Annotated in this window: 13 protein-coding genes and 1 other RNA gene; 5 read left to right on the top strand and 9 right to left on the bottom strand. The window is 35.1% G+C overall.

Features of this window, described 5'->3' with window-relative positions:
* Window positions 1-1,232 precede the first annotated feature (1,232 nt).
* Window positions 1,233-2,243 (bottom strand): MraY family glycosyltransferase, encoded by a 1,011-nt coding sequence (locus tag P856_RS03295; RefSeq protein ID WP_052323032.1) that lies wholly within the window; start codon window positions 2,241-2,243, stop codon window positions 1,233-1,235.
* A gap of 1,316 nt (window positions 2,244-3,559) precedes the next feature.
* Entirely contained in the window at window positions 3,560-4,714 is a 1,155-nt protein-coding gene (locus P856_RS03290) for a glycosyltransferase family 4 protein (RefSeq protein WP_025300749.1), read from the bottom strand.
* Between the two features lie 166 nt (window positions 4,715-4,880).
* Here P856_RS03290 and P856_RS03285 point away from each other — a divergent pair, with 166 nt between their 5' ends.
* The 5 genes from P856_RS03285 (at window position 4,881) to grxD (ending at window position 15,081) form a co-directional block, all read left to right on the top strand.
* Window positions 4,881-5,624, top strand: a complete 744-nt coding sequence (locus P856_RS03285; RefSeq protein ID WP_227028662.1) for an alpha/beta hydrolase — start codon at window positions 4,881-4,883, stop codon at window positions 5,622-5,624.
* A gap of 1,954 nt (window positions 5,625-7,578) precedes the next feature.
* Window positions 7,579-7,979: RNase P RNA component class A (rnpB, locus tag P856_RS04175), an RNA gene on the top strand.
* A gap of 2,617 nt (window positions 7,980-10,596) precedes the next feature.
* Window positions 10,597-10,818: a BolA/IbaG family iron-sulfur metabolism protein gene (locus P856_RS03280; RefSeq protein ID WP_320409043.1), complete on the top strand. Its 222-nt coding sequence runs from the start codon at window positions 10,597-10,599 to the stop codon at window positions 10,816-10,818.
* A 1,349-nt stretch (window positions 10,819-12,167) separates the two neighbouring features.
* Window positions 12,168-14,390, top strand: coding sequence for a phosphoribosylformylglycinamidine synthase subunit PurL (purL, locus tag P856_RS03275; RefSeq protein WP_025300746.1), 2,223 nt, complete (start codon window positions 12,168-12,170; stop codon window positions 14,388-14,390).
* 325 nt (window positions 14,391-14,715) lie between these two features.
* On the top strand, window positions 14,716-15,081 hold the full coding sequence (grxD, locus tag P856_RS03270; RefSeq protein ID WP_025300745.1) for a Grx4 family monothiol glutaredoxin: 366 nt from the start codon (window positions 14,716-14,718) through the stop codon (window positions 15,079-15,081).
* Window positions 15,082-15,273: 192 nt separating this feature from the next.
* Here grxD and lpxC read toward each other — a convergent pair whose 3' ends face one another.
* The 7 genes from lpxC to mraY all read right to left on the bottom strand — a co-directional run bounded on the left by lpxC (window position 15,274) and on the right by mraY (window position 24,066).
* Complete coding sequence (gene lpxC / locus P856_RS03265) at window positions 15,274-16,185, bottom strand: UDP-3-O-acyl-N-acetylglucosamine deacetylase (RefSeq protein WP_025300744.1); 912 nt, start codon at window positions 16,183-16,185, stop codon at window positions 15,274-15,276.
* Window positions 16,186-16,283: 98 nt separating this feature from the next.
* A complete protein-coding gene (locus tag P856_RS03260; RefSeq protein WP_025300743.1) occupies window positions 16,284-17,204 on the bottom strand; it encodes a D-alanine--D-alanine ligase in 921 nt (306 codons plus the stop codon).
* 2 nt (window positions 17,205-17,206) lie between these two features.
* Window positions 17,207-18,121, bottom strand: coding sequence for a UDP-N-acetylmuramate dehydrogenase (gene murB / locus P856_RS03255; protein ID WP_044214923.1), 915 nt, complete (start codon window positions 18,119-18,121; stop codon window positions 17,207-17,209).
* Between the two features lie 88 nt (window positions 18,122-18,209).
* Window positions 18,210-19,652 carry a UDP-N-acetylmuramate--L-alanine ligase gene (murC, locus tag P856_RS03250; protein WP_025300741.1) on the bottom strand — a complete coding sequence of 481 codons (1,443 nt, stop codon included), beginning with the start codon at window positions 19,650-19,652 and terminating at the stop codon, window positions 18,210-18,212.
* Between the two features lie 41 nt (window positions 19,653-19,693).
* Entirely contained in the window at window positions 19,694-20,812 is a 1,119-nt protein-coding gene (gene murG / locus P856_RS03245; RefSeq protein WP_025300740.1) for an undecaprenyldiphospho-muramoylpentapeptide beta-N-acetylglucosaminyltransferase, read from the bottom strand.
* A gap of 774 nt (window positions 20,813-21,586) precedes the next feature.
* A complete protein-coding gene (murD, locus tag P856_RS03240) occupies window positions 21,587-22,981 on the bottom strand; it encodes a UDP-N-acetylmuramoyl-L-alanine--D-glutamate ligase (protein ID WP_025300739.1) in 1,395 nt (464 codons plus the stop codon).
* Window positions 22,981-24,066, bottom strand: a complete 1,086-nt coding sequence (mraY, locus tag P856_RS03235) for a phospho-N-acetylmuramoyl-pentapeptide-transferase (protein WP_025300738.1) — start codon at window positions 24,064-24,066, stop codon at window positions 22,981-22,983. Before mraY ends, murD begins: the two co-directional genes overlap by 1 nt.
* Between the last annotated feature and the right edge of the window lie 26 nt (window positions 24,067-24,092).

The following is a 24,092-nucleotide window of genomic DNA, read 5'->3' as shown; positions in this document are numbered from 1 at the left end:
AAGTTAGATTGAATTAAATAAATGTATTTTATTGATTGATATATTATTACTGTTGTACATAATATATGTTTAAGGTTGAATTTAACAAAAAATACCTATCGAATACTAACTTACGAGTTTCGTCAATTTTTTAAATTGATATATTTCTGTATAATTTTTTGGAATATGAAGCGCTTATTATTTTTACTTTAGAAGCTTCATTATCTTTTCAATTATATATTAATTGTATTTAACGATCATTAATTATTTATTTTTACTGCATTTTATAATTGCAATATTAAACAAGTTAGGATCCAATCATAGCTATATGTTACTAGATATCGAGTAAGTAGTATGGAACGTGATATCTTAGCAATTAGGGAGAGTTCATTGTTACTAGTTGTTAAAACAATATTTATATAATAGCTAAGCAGTTAGCTTCTGTACCCCCTAAATTAAATAAATCATGAAATTTACTTAAGATTGTTATTTATGATATAGTAAATTTTCAAGGTTTGAATGAATAACAATAAATTATAATATAAACTTATTATAAATCATATAGATAAATTATTTAATTAGAGGACTGTACAAGTTTCACTCATTTCTAGATTGTATTTTGGTAAATACGAAAGCCGGATTTTTATCCAACTTAATTTGATACTCTTTATTAAAAGATACCGTACAATAAAAAATGACAACTTAATTTAAGAATGCCTTTGCATTCTTAAATTAAGTTGTCAAAAAAATATGCTTCTTTAAATAAAATGTATTTCTTATAAAAGTATACTTTACTTGTTTATCCACAAACAATGCCAAATTTTTAATAAAAATTATTAAGCATATTTTACTAGCTATAATTTATTCTCACTTTAATAGCTTAAAAAATTTATTACTCTAATAGATAAAACAAAAACCGGCTATGCGGTTAGGGTATAATCTTCAGCTACAATCTAGTATATATACGCAGTTAAGAGGATTAGACTATAAGGTTTAGTCATTTTGTTAGATTGCGTTATTTTCTGCGCCTATTTTTAGTGACAGTTCTCGAAGAGAGAAGCGTAACTAGATTGATTTTTAGTATATCTGCAAGTTAGTAAAAATAATAATTGATTAGCAATACGTATTTTTATACCTGTACGCTTTTCTTTATGCTAGTCTACCCGACTAAATATTTTTATAAAAGGCTATCTGATTAATGTATTTAAAATAAATTCTAGCATGTGTTGTTTTTTGTCCTGAGACAGCAATTCTTATGCAGTTCTTTGAGCTCTAGTTCCAATCTTTAAAAGAAAGAAAAAACATCCTAAAGCTACAATCATTCCAAGGAATAGTGAAAACAAGGGGTTTATTAATAATACCCCCCATGATAAAACCATAAGAATGCAGTTAGTAGCCAATACTATTAGGCAAACACTATCATGTGACCAACCAGCCTGAGTAGCTAACTGATAGGCGTGTTCTCGATGTGCTGCTGTCATTTTATTTCCTTGAATAACTCTCCGCAACAAGGTTAGTGAACTATCTACTACGAAAACTAGCGGTAAAATCAGAGAAGCTACTAAAGCAGGACCTCCCAATTTTGCAGTGGCTATTAGTAAATAGCCTATCATGAAGCCAAGAGGTATACTTCCTGAGTCGCCAAGAAATATTTTTGCTTGATGCCAATTCCACATTAAAAATCCTAAAGAAGTGCCGAAGATAGCTACACTTAAACTTACTAATGAGGTTGGAGCTAGCCCGAGATAAGCAAGACTCTCGATGCCAAAACCAAGAAATGCCGTCTCGCCAGCAACTATGCCGTCTATCCCATCCATAAAATTATAAAGGTTTATAAACCAGATCCATGCTATTGCACTTAAGGTTAGATCTGCTATTTGCGGTAAATAAGCTCCAAAAGCTCCACGACCTCCTAACGACCAAAGCCCTACCATCACAGCTATGCCATGAGCGATAAGACGTAAACTAGCAGTTAGGTTACTCAAGTCGTTGATGAAAGAGATAACGCTGAGTGCTATTGTAGTACAAAGCATAATACTGAGGTTACCATTGGTTTTTCCAAAGCAAATCTCCCAGCTTATAGCCGTAACTGTAATAGTAGCGATTACTGCTATTCCCCCTCCCCGCGGGGTTGGGATCGCATGACTGGAACGATTGTTAGGATAGTCAAGGAATGCTGAATGTCGCAATATATTCAGCAGAACTTGTGTTGCAAAGAAGGAAAGTAAAGCAGCAAAAACAGTAAATATTAATATTATATGCATAACTTCGATTTATAAGTATACTGCATCTTATCTGTTATCAAGACAAGCCACAATACAGCTGCCTTGATAGCACGGAAACTATACCAGCGCATCAGCTGATGATTTTTTCTAGTGAATACAAAAGTTATTTCAGTAACTAAAAATTTGATTTATAGTAACATGGAAGCAATCATTAAAGATAATTGTACAATAAACAACTATAAAATCAATACTTTATAATAATACTTTTAATATTCTACTAGCTGGGTGATTAGGTTAAATGCTAACCAATAGCTAAATCTGTTATAAGTAATTTTTTTGTAGTATGACGCAAAAAATTACTTATAACAGATGAGAGAATACAATATAGGATGATGATCAAACAAATTAAAAACTAATAAGTATTCCGCTAGCAATTTATTTACCCTAGTTTAACAAAGTTTAAAAACCATCGCATCACTTTGATTAATTCATCGTTAGATAAACCTAAAAATAGCTGTCATAATATAATATTTAGTATATTGCAACATAGCTAATTTCTTTATCCGTTCTCGAACGGCACTTAACTGTATTTAAGAAGAGATATTAGCTAAATGTTGAGTCTTTAAAAATTTGCCATACTAGTATGGAATTAATGCCAAATACTGTAGAGCAATAACATTATCATGAATATTCAGGCGCGCTAAGCTATTAAGCTACTTTGCTGGGTTTGTATTAATTAGGCAAATTTTATAGCTAATATGTCAATTGATTAGTATAGAAGTATATCAGTTCATAAATATTGAATTTAATTCAACTTATACGACTGTTCTAACAGTAGGGAATAAGGATTAACTAATTAAGTACACTTCGTAAGAAAGTTATCTATCTGGCTGATAGATAACTTTAAAAATCAAACATATGTAATGTTACATAATAAAATTCTTTAGCAAAGATTTATTTTATAATTTTTATTTATAAAATATTATAACAATATGAAAAATAATAATTTTATATTTAGCTTAAATTCTTTTTAGATTATGCAGGTGATAAAAAATAGTTGATTTTTTAATCAAAGTTATCGTACTATTAAACGATGAGTACTTAATTAGATGATTGTACAGATAACACATATTGTCTAATCTTTCTTATATTTTAAATGAATGTTGAAGAAGATAGTTAGGTTTATTTAATAATCAGCGGATTTTCTTGCTTAATCTATTATGTATTAGTTCTACTAATATACTGAGCTAATATACTGAGTTTCGCATTATCTGTCGTGTTTTAATCTTTTTTACAACCATGTAAAACAGAATGCAGCCAAGCATTATCATCGAGGGCGATATTTTTAATAATATTCATAAATGCTTATACCCTCTTGTATTTAATAGTTCTTTGTAGACTGCTAGTGTGCTGTTGCACATTTTGCTGCATGAGAAATGTGCTCGTACGTTATCTATCGCTTTTATGGAAAGAGATGCGCGCTCGCGCTTATTTAAACTAAGTGCTGTAAGTACTCCTTTAGCTAATGCTTTAGGATCGCCTGGTTTTACTAACCAACCAGTTTCACCCGTAATCACTGTCTCTCGCGCACCACCATGATCGAAAGCAACAATTGGTCGACCCATAGCTTGAGCTTCGATCATTGCTCTACCGAATGGTTCGGGGATTAGGCTGGCTGAAACAACCACATCAGATAACTTATAGACAGCAGGCATATCGTCAGTACAGCCAGTGATTCGAATAAATTCATCTATACCGCAAGTACGAGCATAAGATTCTAGCTCTTTCTTAATTTTTGGCTTAGCCATGTAGTCACCGACGATTAAGCAATATAGAGAACCACGCTTTAGGTGATGAGCTAGCATATCAATCACAAGTCGATGGCCTTTCCATTCGGAAAGGCGTCCTGGTATCAGGAGTATTGGTATACTCTGAGGTATTTGCCATTTGTTGATCAACCTAATCATACGCTCTATTGGCACTTTGTTTGGAGCAAATAATTCTAGATCCACTCCGCGTGGAATTATCCTCAGCCGAGCTTTATCTATTTTGTATTCGATAAGTAAACGATTGGCTATATACTGCGAGATTGCAATTACTCTATCTCCACGTACCATTACTGAGTTGTAAGTTTGTTTTATAAAATTAGAGGTGCTTGGGTGTTGATGAAAGGTGGTAACAAATGGTAATCGGGTCTTTTTCGTTACTTTTAGCCCAATCCAAGCGGGAATGCGGGAACGTGCATGAATTAAATCGATATTTTCACTATAAATCAGATTAACTAATGAATTAAATATCGCTCGCCAGTGTAGAGGGTTTTTAGAATGAATAGGAAGTTTTATGTGAGTCGCACCTATTTGCTCTACTTCATGCACAAGTGGACCACCTGACGAAACTATTAGCGAACGCCAATTAGCCTGGACAATAGATTTAGCCATATCTAGAGCACCGCGTTCAGTACCTCCAGAAACTAGAGTAGGCAGCAATTGTAAGATAGTTGGACTATTCATATTACGGTTTTGGCTGAAAATGTTTCAAAATCTTTCAAGTAAATGCTAAAAGCAGTTAAGTTTTTTTGTTACCGTTTACCATAAGCAAGTACATCAACTTTTGATGATATATCGTAAATTAATTTTAACAAGAGCTAATTGTCATATAATAAAAATAGAGGCGGCTGTGGTTGATACTATGATTACGCAAGATGGGGAAAGAATCGCATATTATCACCTTCTGGGAAGGAAACCTTGTATAATGTTTTGTGGCGGTTTTATGTCTGATATGACTGGTACTAGATCTATGGCACTAGAAAAGTTTGCTCGGAAACGTGGCCAAGCCTTTACTCGATTTGATTATCGTGGCCATGGTCAATCATCAGGTTTGTTTTGTGAAGGCAATATTAGTAAATGGAAAAAGGATGCGATTACCGTTCTTGATTCATTGACGTCAGGGCCAGTAGTTTTAGTAGGTTCTTCTATGGGAGGATGGATAGCTTTGCTAATTGCCTTAGCCCGCCCTGAGCGGATTGTTGGAATAGTGGGCGTTGCTGCCGCGCCAGATTTTACTGAAGATTTGATGTGGGCAAAGTTTGAAGAAAATATTCGGCACACTCTTGTTACTGAGGGAGTGTATCTAGAAAACTCAGATTCTTTTGATGAACCTTATATTATCACAATGGATTTAATTGAGGACGGTCGTAATCATCTTATTATGCGTGAGCCAATACAAATTAAAGCGCCAGTTCGTTTGCTTCATGGTATGCGTGATACTAGCGTACCGTATCAACTATCAATTATTTTGGCAGATCGTTTAGAAAGCGAAGATGTTCAGGTGCATCTTGTAAAGGATGGTGGACACCGATTGTTAAATGATTCTGATCTCACATTGTTGATGAGAGCAACTTCTGATCTGCTAGAGGTATAGCTAAGCAACAATAATTAATTTCTAATTGTGGATTATTATTAAGATAAAGAAATTACAATCATCTTAGCTATGTGTTTGACGTATTTCTTCGCAAAGGCGTTATTCTAGTCGCTCTTTGTTAAAGAGCAGAAGTATAAAATTTGCTTTCGATTGAAAATCGTTTCATTAATTAAATGAATGATTGTTTGTTATTAAAAAGTCTAATATTTCATTGAATGAGAAGCCATTAAACCAACGTTTTAAATCAGAGAGGAGGATGGTAAGGTTTTTGTTATGTTAGCCGATAAATAATTACTCAAAAATATTTCGTTAATTAAGAGTAGTATTATTTTTAATAATCAAAAAACAAACTGGCAAACTGCTATTGTAATCCTTATCTGCTATGATTGCAAATTTGTTTACTTATTTCATTAGAAGACAACATCCACAACTAGAATATATAGTAGTTGTGGATGCCTTAGAGGCAATACATAAATAGTTTTCTAATTCTACTTTGTTGTTCAGTGTACCAGGTGGAGATTAGCATATTAACAATAGATATTTTAGGATAATTACAGATATTTTATAGGATAATTACTAAATAATCTAATAAATTATGGCGTCTAGTAGCGCAGTTATTTGATGAGATTATAAAAGTTATCTGCGATTTAGTAATAGCTTCAGGTAATGAATATAAGAATCTCACTCAATAGCAAACATTAATTAATGTTCGCTTGCAGCCTGGCTTTTATTTACGCAAAATAATGGCAGTGTTCAGGCTTGTTTTTTATAAGGATAAGGCTAATAAAACCAGGATAAGCGCGGATTTTTACGTGAATACTTTTAGTTATTATCGGCAAGAGAGCAGATTATTGCAATCTGGAGCAGAATGCAGCTTAACGGAAGAGGGATCTTTGCTATTATAAATCCACTGATAATGTTCAGGTAGTTTATCTTGTTGATTGTTTGATGGATAACACTTCATACACCAAAGCTATTTTAGTGCACAGAATACACCTAAAATATAAATAACGACTATGCTTTAAATAAGTATAGTGCTGACTAGCTATCATCTATCGTCATTATCTAGTGCATTATGGTTTACTAGATCGTCTTAAGATATAAACAGGTGCTATATTAGGTCCATGTTCCTGAAGATGGAATTTTAACTTGCTTATGCTTGTTGGCTAAGGCTAGCAAAATCAATATATTATTTCATCAAGTAAATTTCTGTAGTTAAATATGTTACATTTCTAAAACAAAAATCCATAATTATACAATGGTAGCTGATTCTTCCCTTGAGTGTGTTAGTCTTTACGGTTGAGAGATTTTATAGCATCAGTAACATCATAAGCGTAATAGGATTTAATACTTAATTGCCAGCAATGTTATTAATCATGGTGTTATAATTGTTGCTTAGCGAGTAGCTAGAATCATGAAAAACTATTCTCTAATACAGAAATCACTATGCTGATAAAAAGTATGTCAGTAATCTTTGTTTACTGGTAGTTTTGTTATCGTAAAATAGTTTTTGTGCACAAAGAGATCGTTTTAAGATTGCTTAATATACTTGCTATTAATTTAGCAAGTTGGCAAAAGCTTGTTTTGTAAGCTGCTGTTTTAAAATATCTTAATACTAGTAATTTTGTTAGCACATGTAACTTTTGTAAAGTTTATTAAAAATTAATTTTTGTGCTATCATATGTTGTTTTCTTATATACTAAGATAGTTTAGGTTTACTTTGATAATAGATAATATTCTTATATGGCGTTTATTAGCTTCAAGGTAACTATTATTTTGTATTGGCTGCAAGGTATGGATTTGAACATAATTCTGCGCTACTTATGCCGCAAGCCATCAAATTTTGATCTGGTATATTAACTTGCTTGCAATGAATGCAATTAAAGACGAGTGGTTTTTTATAAGCTAATCGCTTGCTTGACATTTATAAAAACATAAATTATTTTATGGCCAATCAGTCGGTTGGACGGCCACCGATACAGTTAAAATGGTATGGGAGGAAAGTCCGGGCTCCACGGGAACACGGTGCCGGGTAATGCCCGGCGGAGGCGACTCTAGGGATAGTGCCACAGAAAGTAAACCGCCTAGCCCTCTTGAATTGGAGCTTCTAGGTAAGGGTGAAAGGGTGCGGTTAAGAGCTCACCGCGATGCCGGCAACGGGATTGGCAAGGTAAACCCCACCGGGAGCAAGACCGAATAGGGATGACATGCTAGTTTTGTAAAAGATTAGGTAGACGCGTTCCCGCGTAGTCATCGGGTGGGTTGCGTGAGATGGTCGGTAACGACCGTCCTAGATGAATGGCCGTCACCTAGGTTTTCTAGGTACAGAACCCGGCTTATAGACCGTCTGAATCTTTTTTTTGCTTTGTACTCTTAAGAAAGAATGCTGTTAACTAAAAATGAATCTTAAATGCAAGAGATGTAGTAAACTTGTATGGCGCAATACAAATTATATTTTAATACCACTTGTATTGTTTTTTGTTTTAATAGGTATAGTTATTTTAATTTTTAATTATTTAAATTAGTCTTATTTCTTATTCCGATAAGGATAAGGTTTCGTCTAATTAGGTTGTTTCGATAAGTCAGGCGGGGTGAAATATACAGTAATGTGTTTTGATTAGCTATAAAATAAATTTTTATTTGCAAGATAGAGTACATAAGATAAATTATTATTTTTTAAAACATTATCAATTAATTAGAATACTGTTGATTATGCTATATAAATTATAATTAGCCGTGAGAATAAAATAGCAATTTGGTTATTATTTATAACAGCATCTTACTGATATTACTACGAGGTAAACGCTCTTAGCGGCTATGCATTTGTTATTGAACTATCTTCCTTGACAGTATTATCGCTTTTTATTAAAATGTTCTGTTGGTTTTGCCTTATCTATGGCTTATTTTGATGTAAGCTTAAAAAGGTATTCCTTTCATAATACATTAGCCTCGTTTGGAATATCTTTTCAGTATACTAAATTAAGGTTATTGTAGTAACATCTGCTTGTATTGTACACACTGGAGCAAACTGTGCTAAATAGAAGTTTTTGTTTGTTGTTTTAAAGTTATAGCTAAAAGCAATTTATTCTTAGTGTTTTAAGAATAGGCTTTTATTGATTGGTAAAATTAAAATTTTGCAGGTGTTAATTCTTGAATCTACTTTAATTCTTTATAGAAGTGAGTCTAAATAAATTACTAACCTAATACCTCTACATTTGGAAAGACTGTTAAAAATATACTGGTTAACAGGATACCAATAAACACTATAATGTAATCCAATATTTGCTTATGTGTATAGATAACTATTTATCTAACAATAAATAGTTATCTATACAAGGCATAGGTTATGCAATTTAAACAAGGAGCAATTACTAAAATCAATAACTTAATGGTATGTCTATAATAGAATACCTGCTGAACTGTAAAAAAAGATTTTATGGAGTTTGTATTTTACGAAATGTAAGACTAACGCAGTTCGTCTACGAGCTATCGAGCAAAAATTTTTGCTGAATTTCTTCACGCAGTCCTTGAGGATTTTAAATTACCTCAAGTAATTATTAATTAATCTTCATAAATGATTTATTGCAGCTGTCTGCGTGAGTAACTTTTTTGCATCAAAAAAGATAAAAGATATTAGTACTGGCTTTGTGTGCTACAATATATTTATATGAGCAGTTTGTGTATTCTATTTGAGTAAGAATTAATTTTTAAGCAAGTCAATATAATTTTTATTTATTCAGGATTTCTATCAGCACAATAAATTAATTGAATTACTATGGGGACAAGTTTCTTTTCTCTATATCTAAATAATTCAATAATAAAGCCTAGCTTTTAAAATTACTACTAGCATAGCAAATTATTAATTTTGTATATCTCATTGAATATTACTAATGTGCTGATCGCTACATTAGTATCTTAATTAAGATAGTAGAATATATTTCTATCGTAATCATCAATGTCAGTGCATTAATAATATGTGCTGTTATTAATCAAGTAAAATAAAAGATTTAGATTTTGTCTTGTGAATAAATAAGAAAGCTATTCGACTTAGTATCAAAAAAAAACAAGTGCTAACAAGTTATGTCATATATTTAATTTTAATCTCATGCTTTATTTTTTAATAAAAATCATTTTGTTTATTACAAACGGTTAGATTTGTTAAAATCTATTCAAAAAAATGATATGCAACTAAAATTGCTATTTACTAACTTTGATTCAATTGAGTATGATGCTTTTTGATATTTATTTCTTTCTAAATATCTTTTATTTTACTTTAGCTATAAAATAGCCTTATAATATTTTTAAATTATTATATTCTTGTCGCCAATATAAACTTAAAAAATAGTATTAAATTGTTTGATGATTGTGTATACGATAGTTTTTATGAAGATTATAGAATAATTTTTACTCATAAACGTGATATCAAGGATACACTTTGCAGTGTATGAATGTTGCATTTTATGAATTAAAATATGCCGAGCTAGATACATTGGATTTGTAGGTATTATGGTTACTTTGTAGATCAATAAAAATACAAGCATTCTCTAATAACAATGGGTTATTAGACTATTTTTATTTTTAACGCATCATTTAATAATCTTGGCGTAGCTACCAATATCATGATTGATTCATAGTAGTTCAATTAGAATTTTATCTCTTTTTGGAGAAGCATGTTAAGCAGTAGGATTTGCAAGTTTTTTCATGTATTCTGAATAGTATGATTGTAAGCTAAAGCAAATTTTTGTCGACGCTATGTTAATTTTATTAAGTTCCTAACTTGAATTGGTTGTGTTTAATTTTATTATTGAATAGCTGATTTTACAGCTGAAATTATATTCAGTTGCTGTGGCAAGATATGATTTTAAATAAATTAGTTAAAATTTAATTCATTAAGCATATTGATTATGATCTAGACTATATACGAGAAGAAATAGTTAAATTTAATATCAATGGGTCAAAGGTTACAATGTTTATGAAGGTAAATGAAATTAACTATTTAATCAAACAAGCTATTCCAGACGCTTGTGTATCGATTAAAAATTTGCATGACAATAATTATTCTTGTTACGTCGAATCTTCTGCTTTCGAGGGGAAAAGTCGTGTACAACAGCATCAGATAGTGTATAATGCTCTTCGGGGACTTCTAGGCAAGGATATTCATGCTCTTACCATGCAAACCGCTACTCCAAAGTAATCATGCTTATAATTATCTTATAAAATTGAACTTATAAAAAATTTGTTAATAAATAAAATTTATTATTCATCAGCGATAAGATTATTTTCTAATAATAATCATTGTAAAATACATACAGCTAGGTTGAATAAATTATTATGTGTAGTAATTTTATTATTAATAACTTTAACAACTTTTTGGAAAGTTAGTATTTTTGTTCAATTATTCTAGCTGACGTTATAGCAATACTTTTAAGCAAAAATGCGCTTAGAAAGCTTAGGCGGGGATTGCTATCGAAAATGCTATTCTTAATTTATCTTAATATTCTAATTAAATTGTTTTATTATATAGTATAAAAGTCAAAAACTATTCTTTCTGATAGCTAAGAAGTTATGAAGAAGATTCTAATTGCCAAACAACTTTATTTTTCCCACTAACGTCATAGCCCACTATTTTAATACTCGGTAGACTATCGCTTAATTTGAATGACGACTTAGTTAAGAATAACGCCAACTTTCAACTAAAGCTTTAGTATTAGGGTGATTAATTTAAAACAAGCAAATACGGGAGTGTTAAGCTATGTAAATTTATGTATACCGTTATTATTGTTAATTATTATTGTCATTAAAAATATATATTTTATGGTTTAAAATTTAATTTGTAGCAAGATCGTTTATCTTTTTATCAATTTATACGCTAGTAGGTAATGTAATATTTTAGAGGATTTTTTAAAATCTTTCTTAAAATTACTTGCCAAACATTAATCCTTAAAGTTTTATGTTCTGCATATAAGGAAGAATAGGAAAATGCTATACATTAACTAAATCTCAGCAAGATTTAGTTAATGTATAGCATTTTATAAAGCTAGTGAATTTTTCTTGCAAAAACAGTTATTATTTAACTACCTTCTTCATTGTTTAATTAAGATTTTCCAGCGTAAGTACATCAAAAAACAGTGTTTAAGGATTAAAATCTATAAAATTAGCATCTTAGTTAACACCCAAGTTAATTATTTGCTCTACCTCCCCCTCCTCCTACAAAAGGAGAGCAAAGCGATGCAATCGATCAAGCTTTGTCGCAGTCATAATTAAGAAAGATTTTCACTAACCATTACAGCTTTTAATAACAAATGGTAAGTTTATAAGCGTAAAATTCCTTGGATACAGTAGACTTATATTCATTAAACAGTTATGTTGGGCAATGCAATAGATTTTATTTGATCTGTGATATGCCTTGACATTACCCAAGCCTTGTATATCTGACTGTTTTGATTATCCCTATAGAGCATCAAAGATGCAACTAATCTTTGATATTTTTAATTATAATTAGAGCAACTAATCTTTGATTTTTATGATTATGAACCAAACAAGATGATTGTAGACACTGTTATTACTGAAGATGTTGTATCTAGGCACGGCTTGACACAAGAAGAGTATAAAGTGATAATAAATATACTTGGTAGAAAGCCTAACTTAAATGAGTTGGGTATATTCTCAGTAATGTGGTCAGAGCATTGTTCTTACAAATCATCTAAACGTTGGTTGAAGACGCTGGAAACAAAAGCCAGTCATGTTATTCAGGGACCAGGAGAAAACGCTGGAGTTATCGATATTGGCGGTGGTATTGCGGTAGTTTTTAAGATTGAAAGCCACAATCATCCATCCTTTATCGACCCATACCAGGGAGCTGCTACTGGTGTTGGCGGCATTTTACGCGACATATTCACAATGGGTGCTAGGCCAATAGCAAATCTAAACGCTTTGCGTTTTGGGGATCCACAGCATTCTAAGACCCGTCATTTACTCTCAGGTGTAGTAGCTGGCATAGGGGGCTATAGCAACTGCGTTGGCGTACCGACTGTAGCTGGCGAGGTTAACTTTCATCCTTCCTATAATGATAATATTCTGGTTAATACTATGACTGTAGGTATAACTACAACTGATCGGATTTTTTATTCAGCTGCTGCTGGACCAGGTAACCCAGTAGTTTATGTAGGTGCTAAGACTGGTCGTGATGGCATTCATGGAGCTACTATGGCGTCAAAGGAATTTGACAAGAATAGTGAGGATAGTCGGCCTACAGTCCAAGTAGGTGATCCATTTACTGAAAAACTCTTATTAGAAGCATGCTTGGAACTTATGGAGAGAGAATGCATAATTGCTATCCAAGATATGGGCGCTGCTGGCCTTACCTCTGCAAGCCTTGAAATGGCAGACAAGGGGAGTGTTGGTATAGAACTTGACCTAGATCGCGTTCCAGTGCGCGAGTTAAGAATGAGTACATATGAGATCATGCTCTCAGAGAGCCAGGAACGTATGCTTATGATCATGCGCTGGGAAAGTGTGGATAAAGCACAGGAGATATTTAAAAAATGGGAATTGGATTTTGCAATAATTGGTTCTGTGACTGAAACTGGGCGTCTGGTATTGAAAAAGGATGGCACTGTGCAGTGTGATATCCCAATTAGAAGATTGGTTGGCGAAGCGCCAGAATATAACCGCCCCTACTTACCGATATTGTCTCCTTCGGTGATTGCAGCTGCCGATGTTCCCGCACCGCAGTTTTCCCTGGGAGAGGTTTTAGTTAAGTTAATCTCATGCCCGGATACTGCTAGCCGGCGTTGGATATGGGAACAGTACGATCATCTAGTGATGGGGTGCACTATGATCAAGCCGGGAGAAGCTGATAGTGGCGTTATACGCATCAATGATACTCAACGATGCTTAGCCGTCACAGTTGATTCTACTCCGCGATACTGTTTAGCTGATCCAAAAATCGGTAGTGCCCAAGCAGTGGTAGAAACTTGGCGCAACATTATTGCAGTTGGTGCTACCCCACTAGGGGTGACAAATAACTTAAATTTTGGTAACCCCCAAAATCCTACCATTATGGGTCAAATGGTAGGATGTATAAAAGGCATGGGAGAGGCTTGCAAGGCTTTAGATTATCCCATCGTATCAGGTAATGTATCACTGTATAATGAAACAAATGGTAATGCAATTTTACCTACCCCAGTTGTTGGTGGTGTTGGTGTGATTGATAATTGTTCTAAAATTGTTACTTCAGCCCTAAGAAATGTCGGAGATACTCTTTTAGCTCTTGGACAGCCGGCTAATCGCAAGGACGGTTGGCTTGGCTCTTCACTTTATTTGCGTGAAATAGAAGGTCGGGAAGAGGGCGCACCTCCACCAATTGATTTTGTTGCTGAAAAGCAAGCCGGTAATTTGGTCCGTAATTTAATCGCTGAAAATACAATAAGTGCTTGTCATGACGTTTCTGATGGAGGATTGTTGGTGTCAATCGCCGAGATGGCACTAGTCTTAAAAGTTTTTGGCGTCGATATAGTTACACCTGAGGACATCTTGGTGCATGCGTGGGGCTTTGGGGAGGATCAAGGTCGATACATTGTTGCTACTTCATCTCCTATGAAAGTTATTGAAGCTGCATTATCAGCCAGTGTTCCTGCAGCTGTAGTTGGTGTTGTGAATAAAAGTGGTATGTTGACACTTAATGGGGAGATTATAATTACTGTGAAAGAATTAAGCTATCAGTATGAAAAATGGCTGCCAGGATACATGAGTTATAAAAATTAACTATAGAGTAAGCTGAATAGGAACAAAAACTATACAAGCCTATGGAAATTTGGCTTATTTACGCTAACAAAGCTGCTTTTCCTTAAAGGATTTGATTGAAAAAAGTTATTTTGTTGTAGAAGATAGTTTTTTATGTTCTGTATTTCGATATTTTAATTGTGATAAGTATTTTCTTACATGAAGAGCAGTTAGAAGATACCAGATAAGAGTTTGTCGATAACTAACCTAATAAGTACCGATTAAATAATATTTTTCGTGCTTATTATTCATATAAAACGATATCATGAAGTGGTTAAAATTCTAAAAACTAAAAGGAAGGTTTAAAATGCTTGATGACTGTATAAAACGAAAAATTAATGAGGAAATTGCTAAAAGTGATGTCTTATTGTTTATGAAAGGTACTCCGGCATTTCCGCAATGTGGTTTTTCTTCTATGGTCGTGCAAATTTTATCCAATCTTAGTGTTAAATTTAAAGGCGTCAATGTACTCAAAGACCAAATGATTCGTGAAGCTATTAAAGAGTACTCGAAATGGCCTACTATTCCTCAGCTTTACGTAAAAGGTGAGTTTATTGGTGGATGTGATATCGTGCGTGAAATGTTTGATTCGGGTGAACTGGTTGAATTATTTAATAACTGTGGGATAGATGCCAAGTCAAAGCAGTCTATCGCTGCGGGAGATATAGTGTAAATTAGATTGCTATTTTTAAAATACCTTATAGGATTTTTGTTATCAGATAATATTTTTTTTAGATAATTACATCTTCGCGGAGCGTTTAAATCATTTGTTTTGAATTTTGCTAGTTATATAATTTCAAGCTAATGTTTATTTGAAGGTTTCTATTGTTTAATAGGGTGGTTAAATTTATCTCCTTGATATCAGCTATTCGATAGCATGACTATCCTCATAGTCGACAATCTTGTATGCACTTGGATCAGCGAAAAGGGCTCGCAGGGCAGCGTTGTTTATCTGGTGGCCTGCTTTTACTGCGTTTACACGGCCAATTAACGGTGCAACAGCAAGGTATAAATCACCTACACAATCTAGTACTTTATGGCGTACGAACTCATCCTTAAAGCGCAGACCTTCATGGTTTAATACTTTGTCTCCGTCAACTACGATAGCGTTATCTAAGCTTCCACCACGCGCTAATCCGTTAGCTTGTAGGCGTTCTACTTCTTCTAATAATCCAAAAGTGCGTGCCTGGGCAATCTCATGACGGAATGTACCATTTACCATCTCTACTCCCCATACAGTACGACCAATAGCTTTACTTGCAAAATCAATCTCAAAATCGATTGCGTAGCAGTTAGAAGGACTTAAAGTTACTCTTTTATCGTCTATGTCAACAGTAATCGGTTTGCGGATCTCAATGACTTGGCGAGGTGCATCTTGCTCGACGATGCCAGCACAATCAATCATGCAGACAAAGGGCTCAGAAGATCCGTCCATGATCGCTAGTTCGGTACAATCAACTTCAACTAATGCATTGTTAATTTCACAACCAGCAAAGGCAGCCATCAAATGCTCAATCGTACCGACGCAGATATTGTCTTTATTAGCGATAACTGTACAAAGTTTTGTATCAACTACATTATCGTATCTTGCAGATATTAGTTGCTTACAATCAGTTATATCGGTACGATGAAAGACTATTCCATGATTTATCGGAGCTGGACAGAGTCTCATAGTAACATCCTTGCCTGAGTGTAGCCCTACTCCGCTACAGGCAATGGATTGCTTAAGAGTTTTTTGACAAAACGTTGCCTTATATTTTGAAAATCGTATCGCCATTGTCATTCCTAGCATTAATCATCTTCACTGTGGATTATTTGTAAGTTTATGCCAAGATTTATATAGTGACAGATGTTCTTTTGGGACAAACGAATAGGTTAATGGTCACATTGAGCACTATTTACCATGCGAGTAACTAGTTCTGGAAAAGATATTCCACAATAAGCAGCTTGTTTTGCTAGGATGGATGTTGGTGTCATACCTGGTTGTGTGTTTAATTCTAGAAGGTATAAGGTACCGGGATCTAATTTAGTATCATCATAACGAAAATCGCAGCGGGTCACTCCACGACAGCCGATAAATTTATGTGCTTGAACAGCCATATTCAATGCTTCATTACGAATTGATGAAGGTATTTGAGCTGGTGTAGCATGATGCGATTTTTCTTTGCCATACTTAGCGTCATAATCGTAAAACTTGTTTGAAGAGGTTATTTCAGTTACTTCTAGTGGATTATTGTCAAGAATAGAGACAGTTAATTCACGGCCGTCAATGAATTTTTCTACTAAAACTCGATTACCGAAATTCCATTTATCCCAAGCTGGAAGGCAACTATCACCTTTTTTGATAACATGAATGCCGATACTAGAACCTTGGTCAAGTGGTTTTATTACGTAGGGTGGCTCCATCGGTTCGCTATATTTAAACGAGATAGGTGTAACTACTTTATCGCTAGGACAGCGTAACCCTATGCTAACAAAGGTAGCTTTTGCTATTTGTTTATTCATTGCTATAGCAGAAGCAAGTACGCCAGAGTGAGTGTATGGGATATTCAATATGTTTAGCAGACCTTGGATTGTACCATCTTCGCCAAATGATCCATGCAAAGCGTTGAAGCACACATCTGGCTGTACTTCTTTCAGTTTACAGATAATGTTACGATCGACATCAATCTCAGTAACCTGAAATTCTGCTTGGTGCAAAGCCTTGACGCATGACTGAGCAGACGATAGAGATACTGATCTTTCTAGCGAAAAGCCATTTTTTAGAACAGCTACATGAATACTTTTACGATTCATTTTTACTTACCTATATCTAGTGCTTTGCCAATTCTGTGAATTTCCCAATCTAGTTCAAGGCCGCTTGTTTTCTTAACCCGAAAACGTACTTCTTCTCCAAGACTTTCGATATCATCTGAGGTAGCGTTGCCAGTATTAATCAAAAAATTACAGTGTAATTCTGATACCATAGCGCTGCCTATGCGCAAACCGCTGCAGCCGGCTTTATTGATCAATTTCCATGCTTTATATCCTACAGGATTAGTAAAGGTAGACCCGCATGTACGTTCATGGCATGGCTGAGTGCTATTACGAGCATTCTGAATTTCGCGCATCGTTTTAGAAATATTTTCCGGATCAATCCCAGGTTTTACCTGGAAAGTTGCGTTCATGATAATCCAATCAAGTGGTAAATTGCTATTACGGTATGAAAGACCCATATCTTTAGTAGAAAGAGTATAAAGCTTGCCAAGCGGATCTATGACTTGTGCTGATATTAGTGCATCGCATACTTCTTTACCATAAGCACCAGCATTCATCCGCAGTGCACCACCTATAGATCCCGGAATTCCGGATAAGAATTCTACTCCACTTAATCCAGATTTTTGTGCTTTAGCGGCGACTGTCACATCTAAAGCACCTGCGCCAGCGATTATTTTGTCATCATTAATTGTGATCTTGGCAAATGGTTTGCGTAAACGAATTACTATACCATCTAGCCCACCGGAGCGAATCAGCAGATTAGAACCGATACCAATCACTGTTACTGGCATGCCTTTGGGCTTATTAGTAAGCAAAAAAATCAAATCTTTTTCATCAGCAGGATAGTATAAAATTTCAGCGGGGCCGCCAACTTTAAACCATGTTAACGGTGCGAGTGAGATGTTTTCATAATATTGACCGCGTAGTTGAGGAAGTTGATCGATAAGTTTACTCATTGCTAGCTGTATTAATGGTTTACTCAAATATGAAGAATTTATTACTTAATTTGTTAGACAGCTAAATAATCAACAGAGCTGTAGATTACTATACTGTTGCTAATTTCTGGGATGCATTTCTGCTGATAATATGATCAATTTGGGCTGGCAAAGCCTGAGCCCATTCAGTAACGCTACCTGCGCCAAGACAAACTACTATATCACCTTTCTCGCAAAGATTAACTATCATGCCTGCAAGTTCTATGGGATTGATTAACGCTATTACTTTGCGGTGACCATGGGCTCGTATACCAGATACCAGATCATCTCGGCTAATGCCTGTTATGCTTGTTTCGCCCGCAGCATAGACTTCAGAGACAATTACAGCGTCGGCTTCATTAAAACAAGAGCAGAAATCTTCAAATAGGTCGCGTAGACGAGTATAACGGTGCGGTTGAACAACTGCAATTATTTGATTTTTCCTGGTTATATCTCGAACAGCGGATAATAAAGCAGCAATTTCTGCGGGATGGTGTGCATAATCGTCTATCACTTTTATGCCGGCAGATTCACCTCTTGTGGTGAATCTACGTTGCACACCCGTGAATTTTTTTAATGCATTGCGGACTTGACTATCATCAATACCCAAGTTAGCAGCTATAGCAATAGAAGCTAATGCGTTTTGGATGTTGTGTCTTCCATACATTGGAAAAAATATATTATCTATGCTCCTTGTTTGTCTGTGTGTACGGTCGGTAATTACTGCCGTAAAGTTTACTCCGTTTGAGGTTGTATTCACGTCAACGGCGCGAATATCTGCCTGCGCGCTAAATCCATAAGTAATAATTCTTCTATCTGATACTTGCGAAATTATACTCTTAACCGCTTTATGGTCTAGGCAAAGTACGACGAAGCCGTAGAATGATGTATTTAGCACAAATATTTCAAAGGCTTGCTTTAGGTTATCTAAGGAGCCGTGGAAGTCTAGGTGTTCATGGTCAATGCTGGTTATTATTGCAATTGTTGCATGTAGTTTCGTAAAACTACCGTCGCTCTCGTCGCTCTCTAGTACTATCCACTCGCTTTTCCCCAGGTGAGCGTTAGTACCATAAGCATTGATAATACCCCCATTAATTACCGTAGGGTCAATTCCACCACTATTTAATACTGCTGAAACTATGGAAGTAGTCGTCGTCTTGCCGTGAGTCCCAGCGATTACAATAGATCTTTTTAGGCGCATTAGTTCTTTCAGCATATCAGCGCGATGTACTACGGGTATTATTCGTTCTCGAGCGGCAATCAATTCTGGATTATCTAGCTTAATAGCGGTAGAAATAACCACAACGGAAGCATCAATTATATTATTTGCAGAATGACCTATAAATATACCAATACCAAGTTGCTCAAGTCGTTTTGTATTTGTATTTTCGACAATGTCACTTCCTTGCACCTGATAACTAAGGCTATGCAGTATTTCAGCGATACTGCTCATTCCTATGCCGCCAATGCCGATAAAATGTATAATACCTATTGTAAAAGGTATGGTGTTCATGCAAGGATACTTTGTTATGATACTGGGAGCTAGTTTTAGTGTTAAGTTGAAAGATTTTTATCTAAACCAATAACAGATAGAAGAATGCTTGCGAGATCTTTTGCCGCGTTTGGCCTGCCATAGGCGCGAGCAGCAGATGACATGTAAGATAACTGTTTAGTGTTGTTCAATAAATCTGTGAGTAATTGAGCGAGATATTTTGGCGTAAGATTAGCCTGAGGTAAAAGCATACCGCCTCCTGCTGCTTCTACAGCACGAGCATTAGCGGTTTGATGATCGTCAACTGAGTTAGGGTATGGGACTAGCAGCGCTGGACGCCCAGCGACTGTATTTTCTGCTAATGTGGAAGCACCAGAGCGACAAATCAGCAAGTTTGCTGCGCGAAGACGTTGTGGCATATCGTTGAAGAATTGGCTTACATCAGCATTAATACCTATCTTACGATAAGCAGCTATTACTTGGTTAATTTCGTTTAATCTAGCTTGTTGAACTATGCGTATTCGAGAGCTAATTCGCTTTGGCATTAGGGCAATAGCATCTGGGATCAGCTTAGCAAAGATACTAGCACCTTGACTACCTCCAGTCACTAAAATTTCGCATGGGCCATCTGGTGTTAGCGGTGGCGGATCCATTGTCCGGATAGCTCTAATCTCTGCGCGCACTGGATTACCGACTAATATAATCTTGTATTGATCTTGCTCGTGAATTTTTTCGATTCGCTCAAAGCTAGTAGCTATAATTGAAGCTTTTTTAGCCAATAGCTGATTACTTCTACCAGCTATAGCGTTTTGTTCGTGAAGAATAATAGGAATACCGCGGCGACTCGCTGCAAGTACTGTAGGTACGCAGGCATATCCTCCAAAGCTAAGTACAGCGGTAGGATGTAATTCACTTATTAATCGACAAGCATCAAAATATCCAAACAATAGTTTAGTTGCACCTTTTATTTTTTTAATAATGCTGAGTTTGGCAATGCCGCATGCTTTGATTATATAAACCTCAATATCGGGCAATGATTCTTTGAAAGAGTAGCCACGAGTGTCAGTGATTAGGACTACTCGGTAACCGCTTGCAACTAACAATTCAGCCAAAGCTTGAGTTGGATAGAAATGTCCCCCAGTGCCTCCGGCAGCTAGTACAATAGTACGCTTATCGATCATTCTATTATTAATTTCTTAATCTTCGCCAGAGTAGAATTTAATACTCAGTATTATGATAATAACGAAGTAAAGGTTCTGTATAATGGCATTACGTTTAAGAGATGGTACTTAATGCAAGCATCTTGCATTTTTATGCTGTCTTAAGGTTACTTTATTCTGCTTTGCTTGACAAGCATGTTTCCCTATTACTGAGAATAATAAGTACAAAAGGTTATTTCTTAAATAGAAATATTGCGCTATTGCGATAGCGATTAAGCTATAAAGCCATAATAATGATAATTTATGCTAAAATATCAAAGTATTCATTTTGCCTAAAGTATACATTACAATAATGTATTAAATTAAATAAATAACTATTATAAAGTTGTTCTATTCTATAGCAATTTCTTAGCTGTATAATAAAACTTTGAAGCAAACAATCAAAGATAATATCAATTATGAATAGTTTTTTGAACTAGATAATGGTTTGTATAGCTAGCAATATTTTTTACAGAATGTGATCTAATAATATCGCTATTTACAATAACATATAGCTTAGCAAATGGCTTAATAGCCATTATTCTGGTAATTATATAATAACAATTTAATAAATTATTTATTTGTCAACTAATAATTTTTGATGTTAATTGGCTTAGCCATGCGTAAAATAGAGAAGGATACTACTCATTATATTAATTAACGAAATAAGTAATAAGCGTATTGCTTTTTATTGCTATCAGCAATCTGAATAGTTGATATCATTAAATATTATTTATAGAATTATTTACACAAATGTTAATATTTTTTACTGTAATTGTAAGTTAGGGCGCGGACTAGCGCCTTGAATTGTTCACCGCGTACTTCAAAATTAGGGAATTGATCGAAGCTAGCTGCGGCTGGTGATAGCAGTACTGTTGCACCCAAAATATTATCTTCCTGTGCTTCAGCATGTGCTTGCCATGTTGCATTTTCGAGTGTGTAAGATAGTACAGTAGGGCAATTATTGCCAATTTGGCGTAAAAAATTTTTTGCACTTTCGCCGATTAGATATGCTCGCTTAATTCGATTAAGCCAAGGCGTTAATCTCTCAATACCACCTTCCTTAGCGCGTCCACCTACAATCCAATAAATTGGATTGTAGGTGGCAAGCGCCTGTGCTGTAGCAATAGCATTGGTTGCTTTACTATCATTCACATAAGTGACATTGTCGTACACAGCAACTAATTCTAGACGATGTGCTAGTCCTAGAAAAGAAGTAATAGTTCTTGCTATTACTTCTTTTCTAAAGCCGAGAGCCAAGCAAGCGGCAGTAGCTGCGGCGGCGTTTTGTTCATTATGCGCACCCGGCAAGGATTGAACAGACTTAAGATCAAATATTTTATTTGGTTGGCTTGATCGTGCGTCGATTAGAAAGCCTTGATCAACATAAATACCACCAAGGATTGGTCTTTTATTAGAGACCTCAATTAAATTATTTCCATTTTGGCGCAATGTATTAGCGACTATACTAGATTGCTCATCATCAACAACTACTATAGCTATATTGTCGGAACATTGGTTAGCAAATATTCGTTGTTTAGCTGCAACGTAGCCAGCCAAGTTACCGTGCCGCTCTATGTGATCAATACTTATATTAAGCCATACTGCTATAGTCGGTGCAATTGACGGGGTAAGTTCAAGTTGGTATGAACTTAGTTCTAATACTAGTATCCCATCGCGGCCTGGGTCATTAAAATTTAATACAGGACGTCCCAGATTGCCACCGACTTCAACTCTTAGTCCATTTGAGGTTAATAGGTGGCTGATTAGTGCAGTAGTGGTAGATTTCCCGTTGGTGCCTGTAATGATTATATTTTTGCGATTAGGCAGAGCACGAAGTAATAGCTCTATGTCACCTATGATCGGTAAACCTCTTCTCTTGGCTTCTGCAGCTACTGGATGTGGTTTTGGGTAGGTATGAGGGATGCCAGGGGAAAGAATTAAAGCATGGACTTTATCAAGTCCATGAAAATTTAGATTTTCTAGTTGCACACCTTTTATGCCCAAAACTTGATTGCGAGCATTATCTATATCATCCCAGGCTAAAACATTAGCACCGGCCTTTGCTAGTGCTCGAGCCGCTAATCTCCCAGATATCCCGAGTCCCATGACAGCGTAACACTTATTTTTTGCGAAATCTAATTTTATCATTACGCAAAACTAAAATTTATTATGGATAAACCGGTCAAAGCTAAAATGATTGCGATAATCCAAAATCGGATTACTATAGCGGATTCTTTCCAACCTATTTTTTCGAAGTGGTGATGTAATGGAGCCATGCGGAAGACGCGTTTGCCCGTTAGCTTAAAAGAAGCGACCTGGATGATTACTGAAATTGTTTCAAATACGAATAAACCACCAATAATCGCTAACATTAATTCTTGCTTAGTGATGATGCTTATGGTTCCAAGCGTTGCTCCTAAAGATAATGATCCAGTGTCTCCCATGAATACCATAGCTGGCGGAGCGTTAAACCATAGAAAACCTAAGCATGCTCCTACCAGCCCACTGCATAAAATTGTCAGTTCGCTAGTGTTCGGTAAGTGGTAAATATGTAGATGACTCGCTAGTATTGTGTTACTGACAATATAAGATATCAAAGCAAATACACTACCAATGATTATTACTGGCATTATAGCTAACCCGTCAAGACCATCGGTTAGATTTACTGCGTTTGCAGCGCCAATTATCGTAAAAACAGCAAATGGGATAAAAAACCATCCTAGATCTAATAGTACATTATTAAAGAATGGTAAGACTATATCAAAGGCTGTTGTCCTTTCGAAGGTGGAAAGGATAGCCAAAGTTGCTCCAGTCGCAACAGCAACTTGGGCTGCTAACTTCAATTTAACTTTTAATCCCTTGATATTCTTTCTATTTATCTTTAGCCAATCGTCAAGGAAGCCAATTGCGCCAAAGCTAATATTAATAAATAAAGTAATCCAAATATATACATTTGATAGTTTTGCCCATAATACAGTGGAGATTATTAGCGCGCTCAAAATGAGCAATCCACCCATAGTAGGTGTACCTTTTTTACTTATAGGATGGCTTTCTGGTCCGTTATCTCGAATGGGTTGGCCGTTCACTTGGTTACTTTTTAACCAATGGATAGCTGATGGCCCAAGTATAAAAGAAATAAATAATGCCGTTAGCACGGCTCCGCTGCAGCGGAAGCTTAAAGGGCTTAATATGTTAATAATATTAAATTTATTAGTGATAAAATCGTAGATCATATTGTGGTTATTATTTTAATGCCGCA

It is taken from the genome of Candidatus Endolissoclinum faulkneri L5 (assembly GCF_000510265.1).
In the GTDB taxonomy this organism is placed as follows: Bacteria; Pseudomonadota; Alphaproteobacteria; order Thalassobaculales; family Thalassobaculaceae; genus Thalassobaculum; species Thalassobaculum faulkneri_A.
Note: the sequence above shows the minus strand (reverse complement) of the source record. Positions and strands in the feature narration are given on the sequence as shown.

Excerpts from the sequence above, each read along its gene's own strand:
- murG (WP_025300740.1), bottom strand. The coding sequence starts at position 20,812 with ATGATCGATAAGCGTACTATTGTACTAGCTGCCGGAGGCACTGGGGGA.
- mraY (WP_025300738.1), bottom strand. The coding sequence starts at position 24,066 with ATGATCTACGATTTTATCACTAATAAATTTAATATTATTAACATATTA.
- P856_RS03260 (WP_025300743.1), bottom strand. The coding sequence starts at position 17,204 with ATGAATCGTAAAAGTATTCATGTAGCTGTTCTAAAAAATGGCTTTTCG.
- murD (WP_025300739.1), bottom strand. The coding sequence starts at position 22,981 with ATGATAAAATTAGATTTCGCAAAAAATAAGTGTTACGCTGTCATGGGA.
- purL (WP_025300746.1), top strand. The coding sequence starts at position 12,168 with ATGATTGTAGACACTGTTATTACTGAAGATGTTGTATCTAGGCACGGC.
- P856_RS03280 (WP_320409043.1), top strand. The coding sequence starts at position 10,597 with ATGAAGGTAAATGAAATTAACTATTTAATCAAACAAGCTATTCCAGAC.
- murB (WP_044214923.1), bottom strand. The coding sequence starts at position 18,121 with ATGAGTAAACTTATCGATCAACTTCCTCAACTACGCGGTCAATATTAT.
- grxD (WP_025300745.1), top strand. The coding sequence starts at position 14,716 with ATGCTTGATGACTGTATAAAACGAAAAATTAATGAGGAAATTGCTAAA.
- lpxC (WP_025300744.1), bottom strand. The coding sequence starts at position 16,185 with ATGGCGATACGATTTTCAAAATATAAGGCAACGTTTTGTCAAAAAACT.
- P856_RS03290 (WP_025300749.1), bottom strand. The coding sequence starts at position 4,714 with ATGAATAGTCCAACTATCTTACAATTGCTGCCTACTCTAGTTTCTGGA.
- P856_RS03295 (WP_052323032.1), bottom strand. The coding sequence starts at position 2,243 with ATGCATATAATATTAATATTTACTGTTTTTGCTGCTTTACTTTCCTTC.
- murC (WP_025300741.1), bottom strand. The coding sequence starts at position 19,652 with ATGAACACCATACCTTTTACAATAGGTATTATACATTTTATCGGCATT.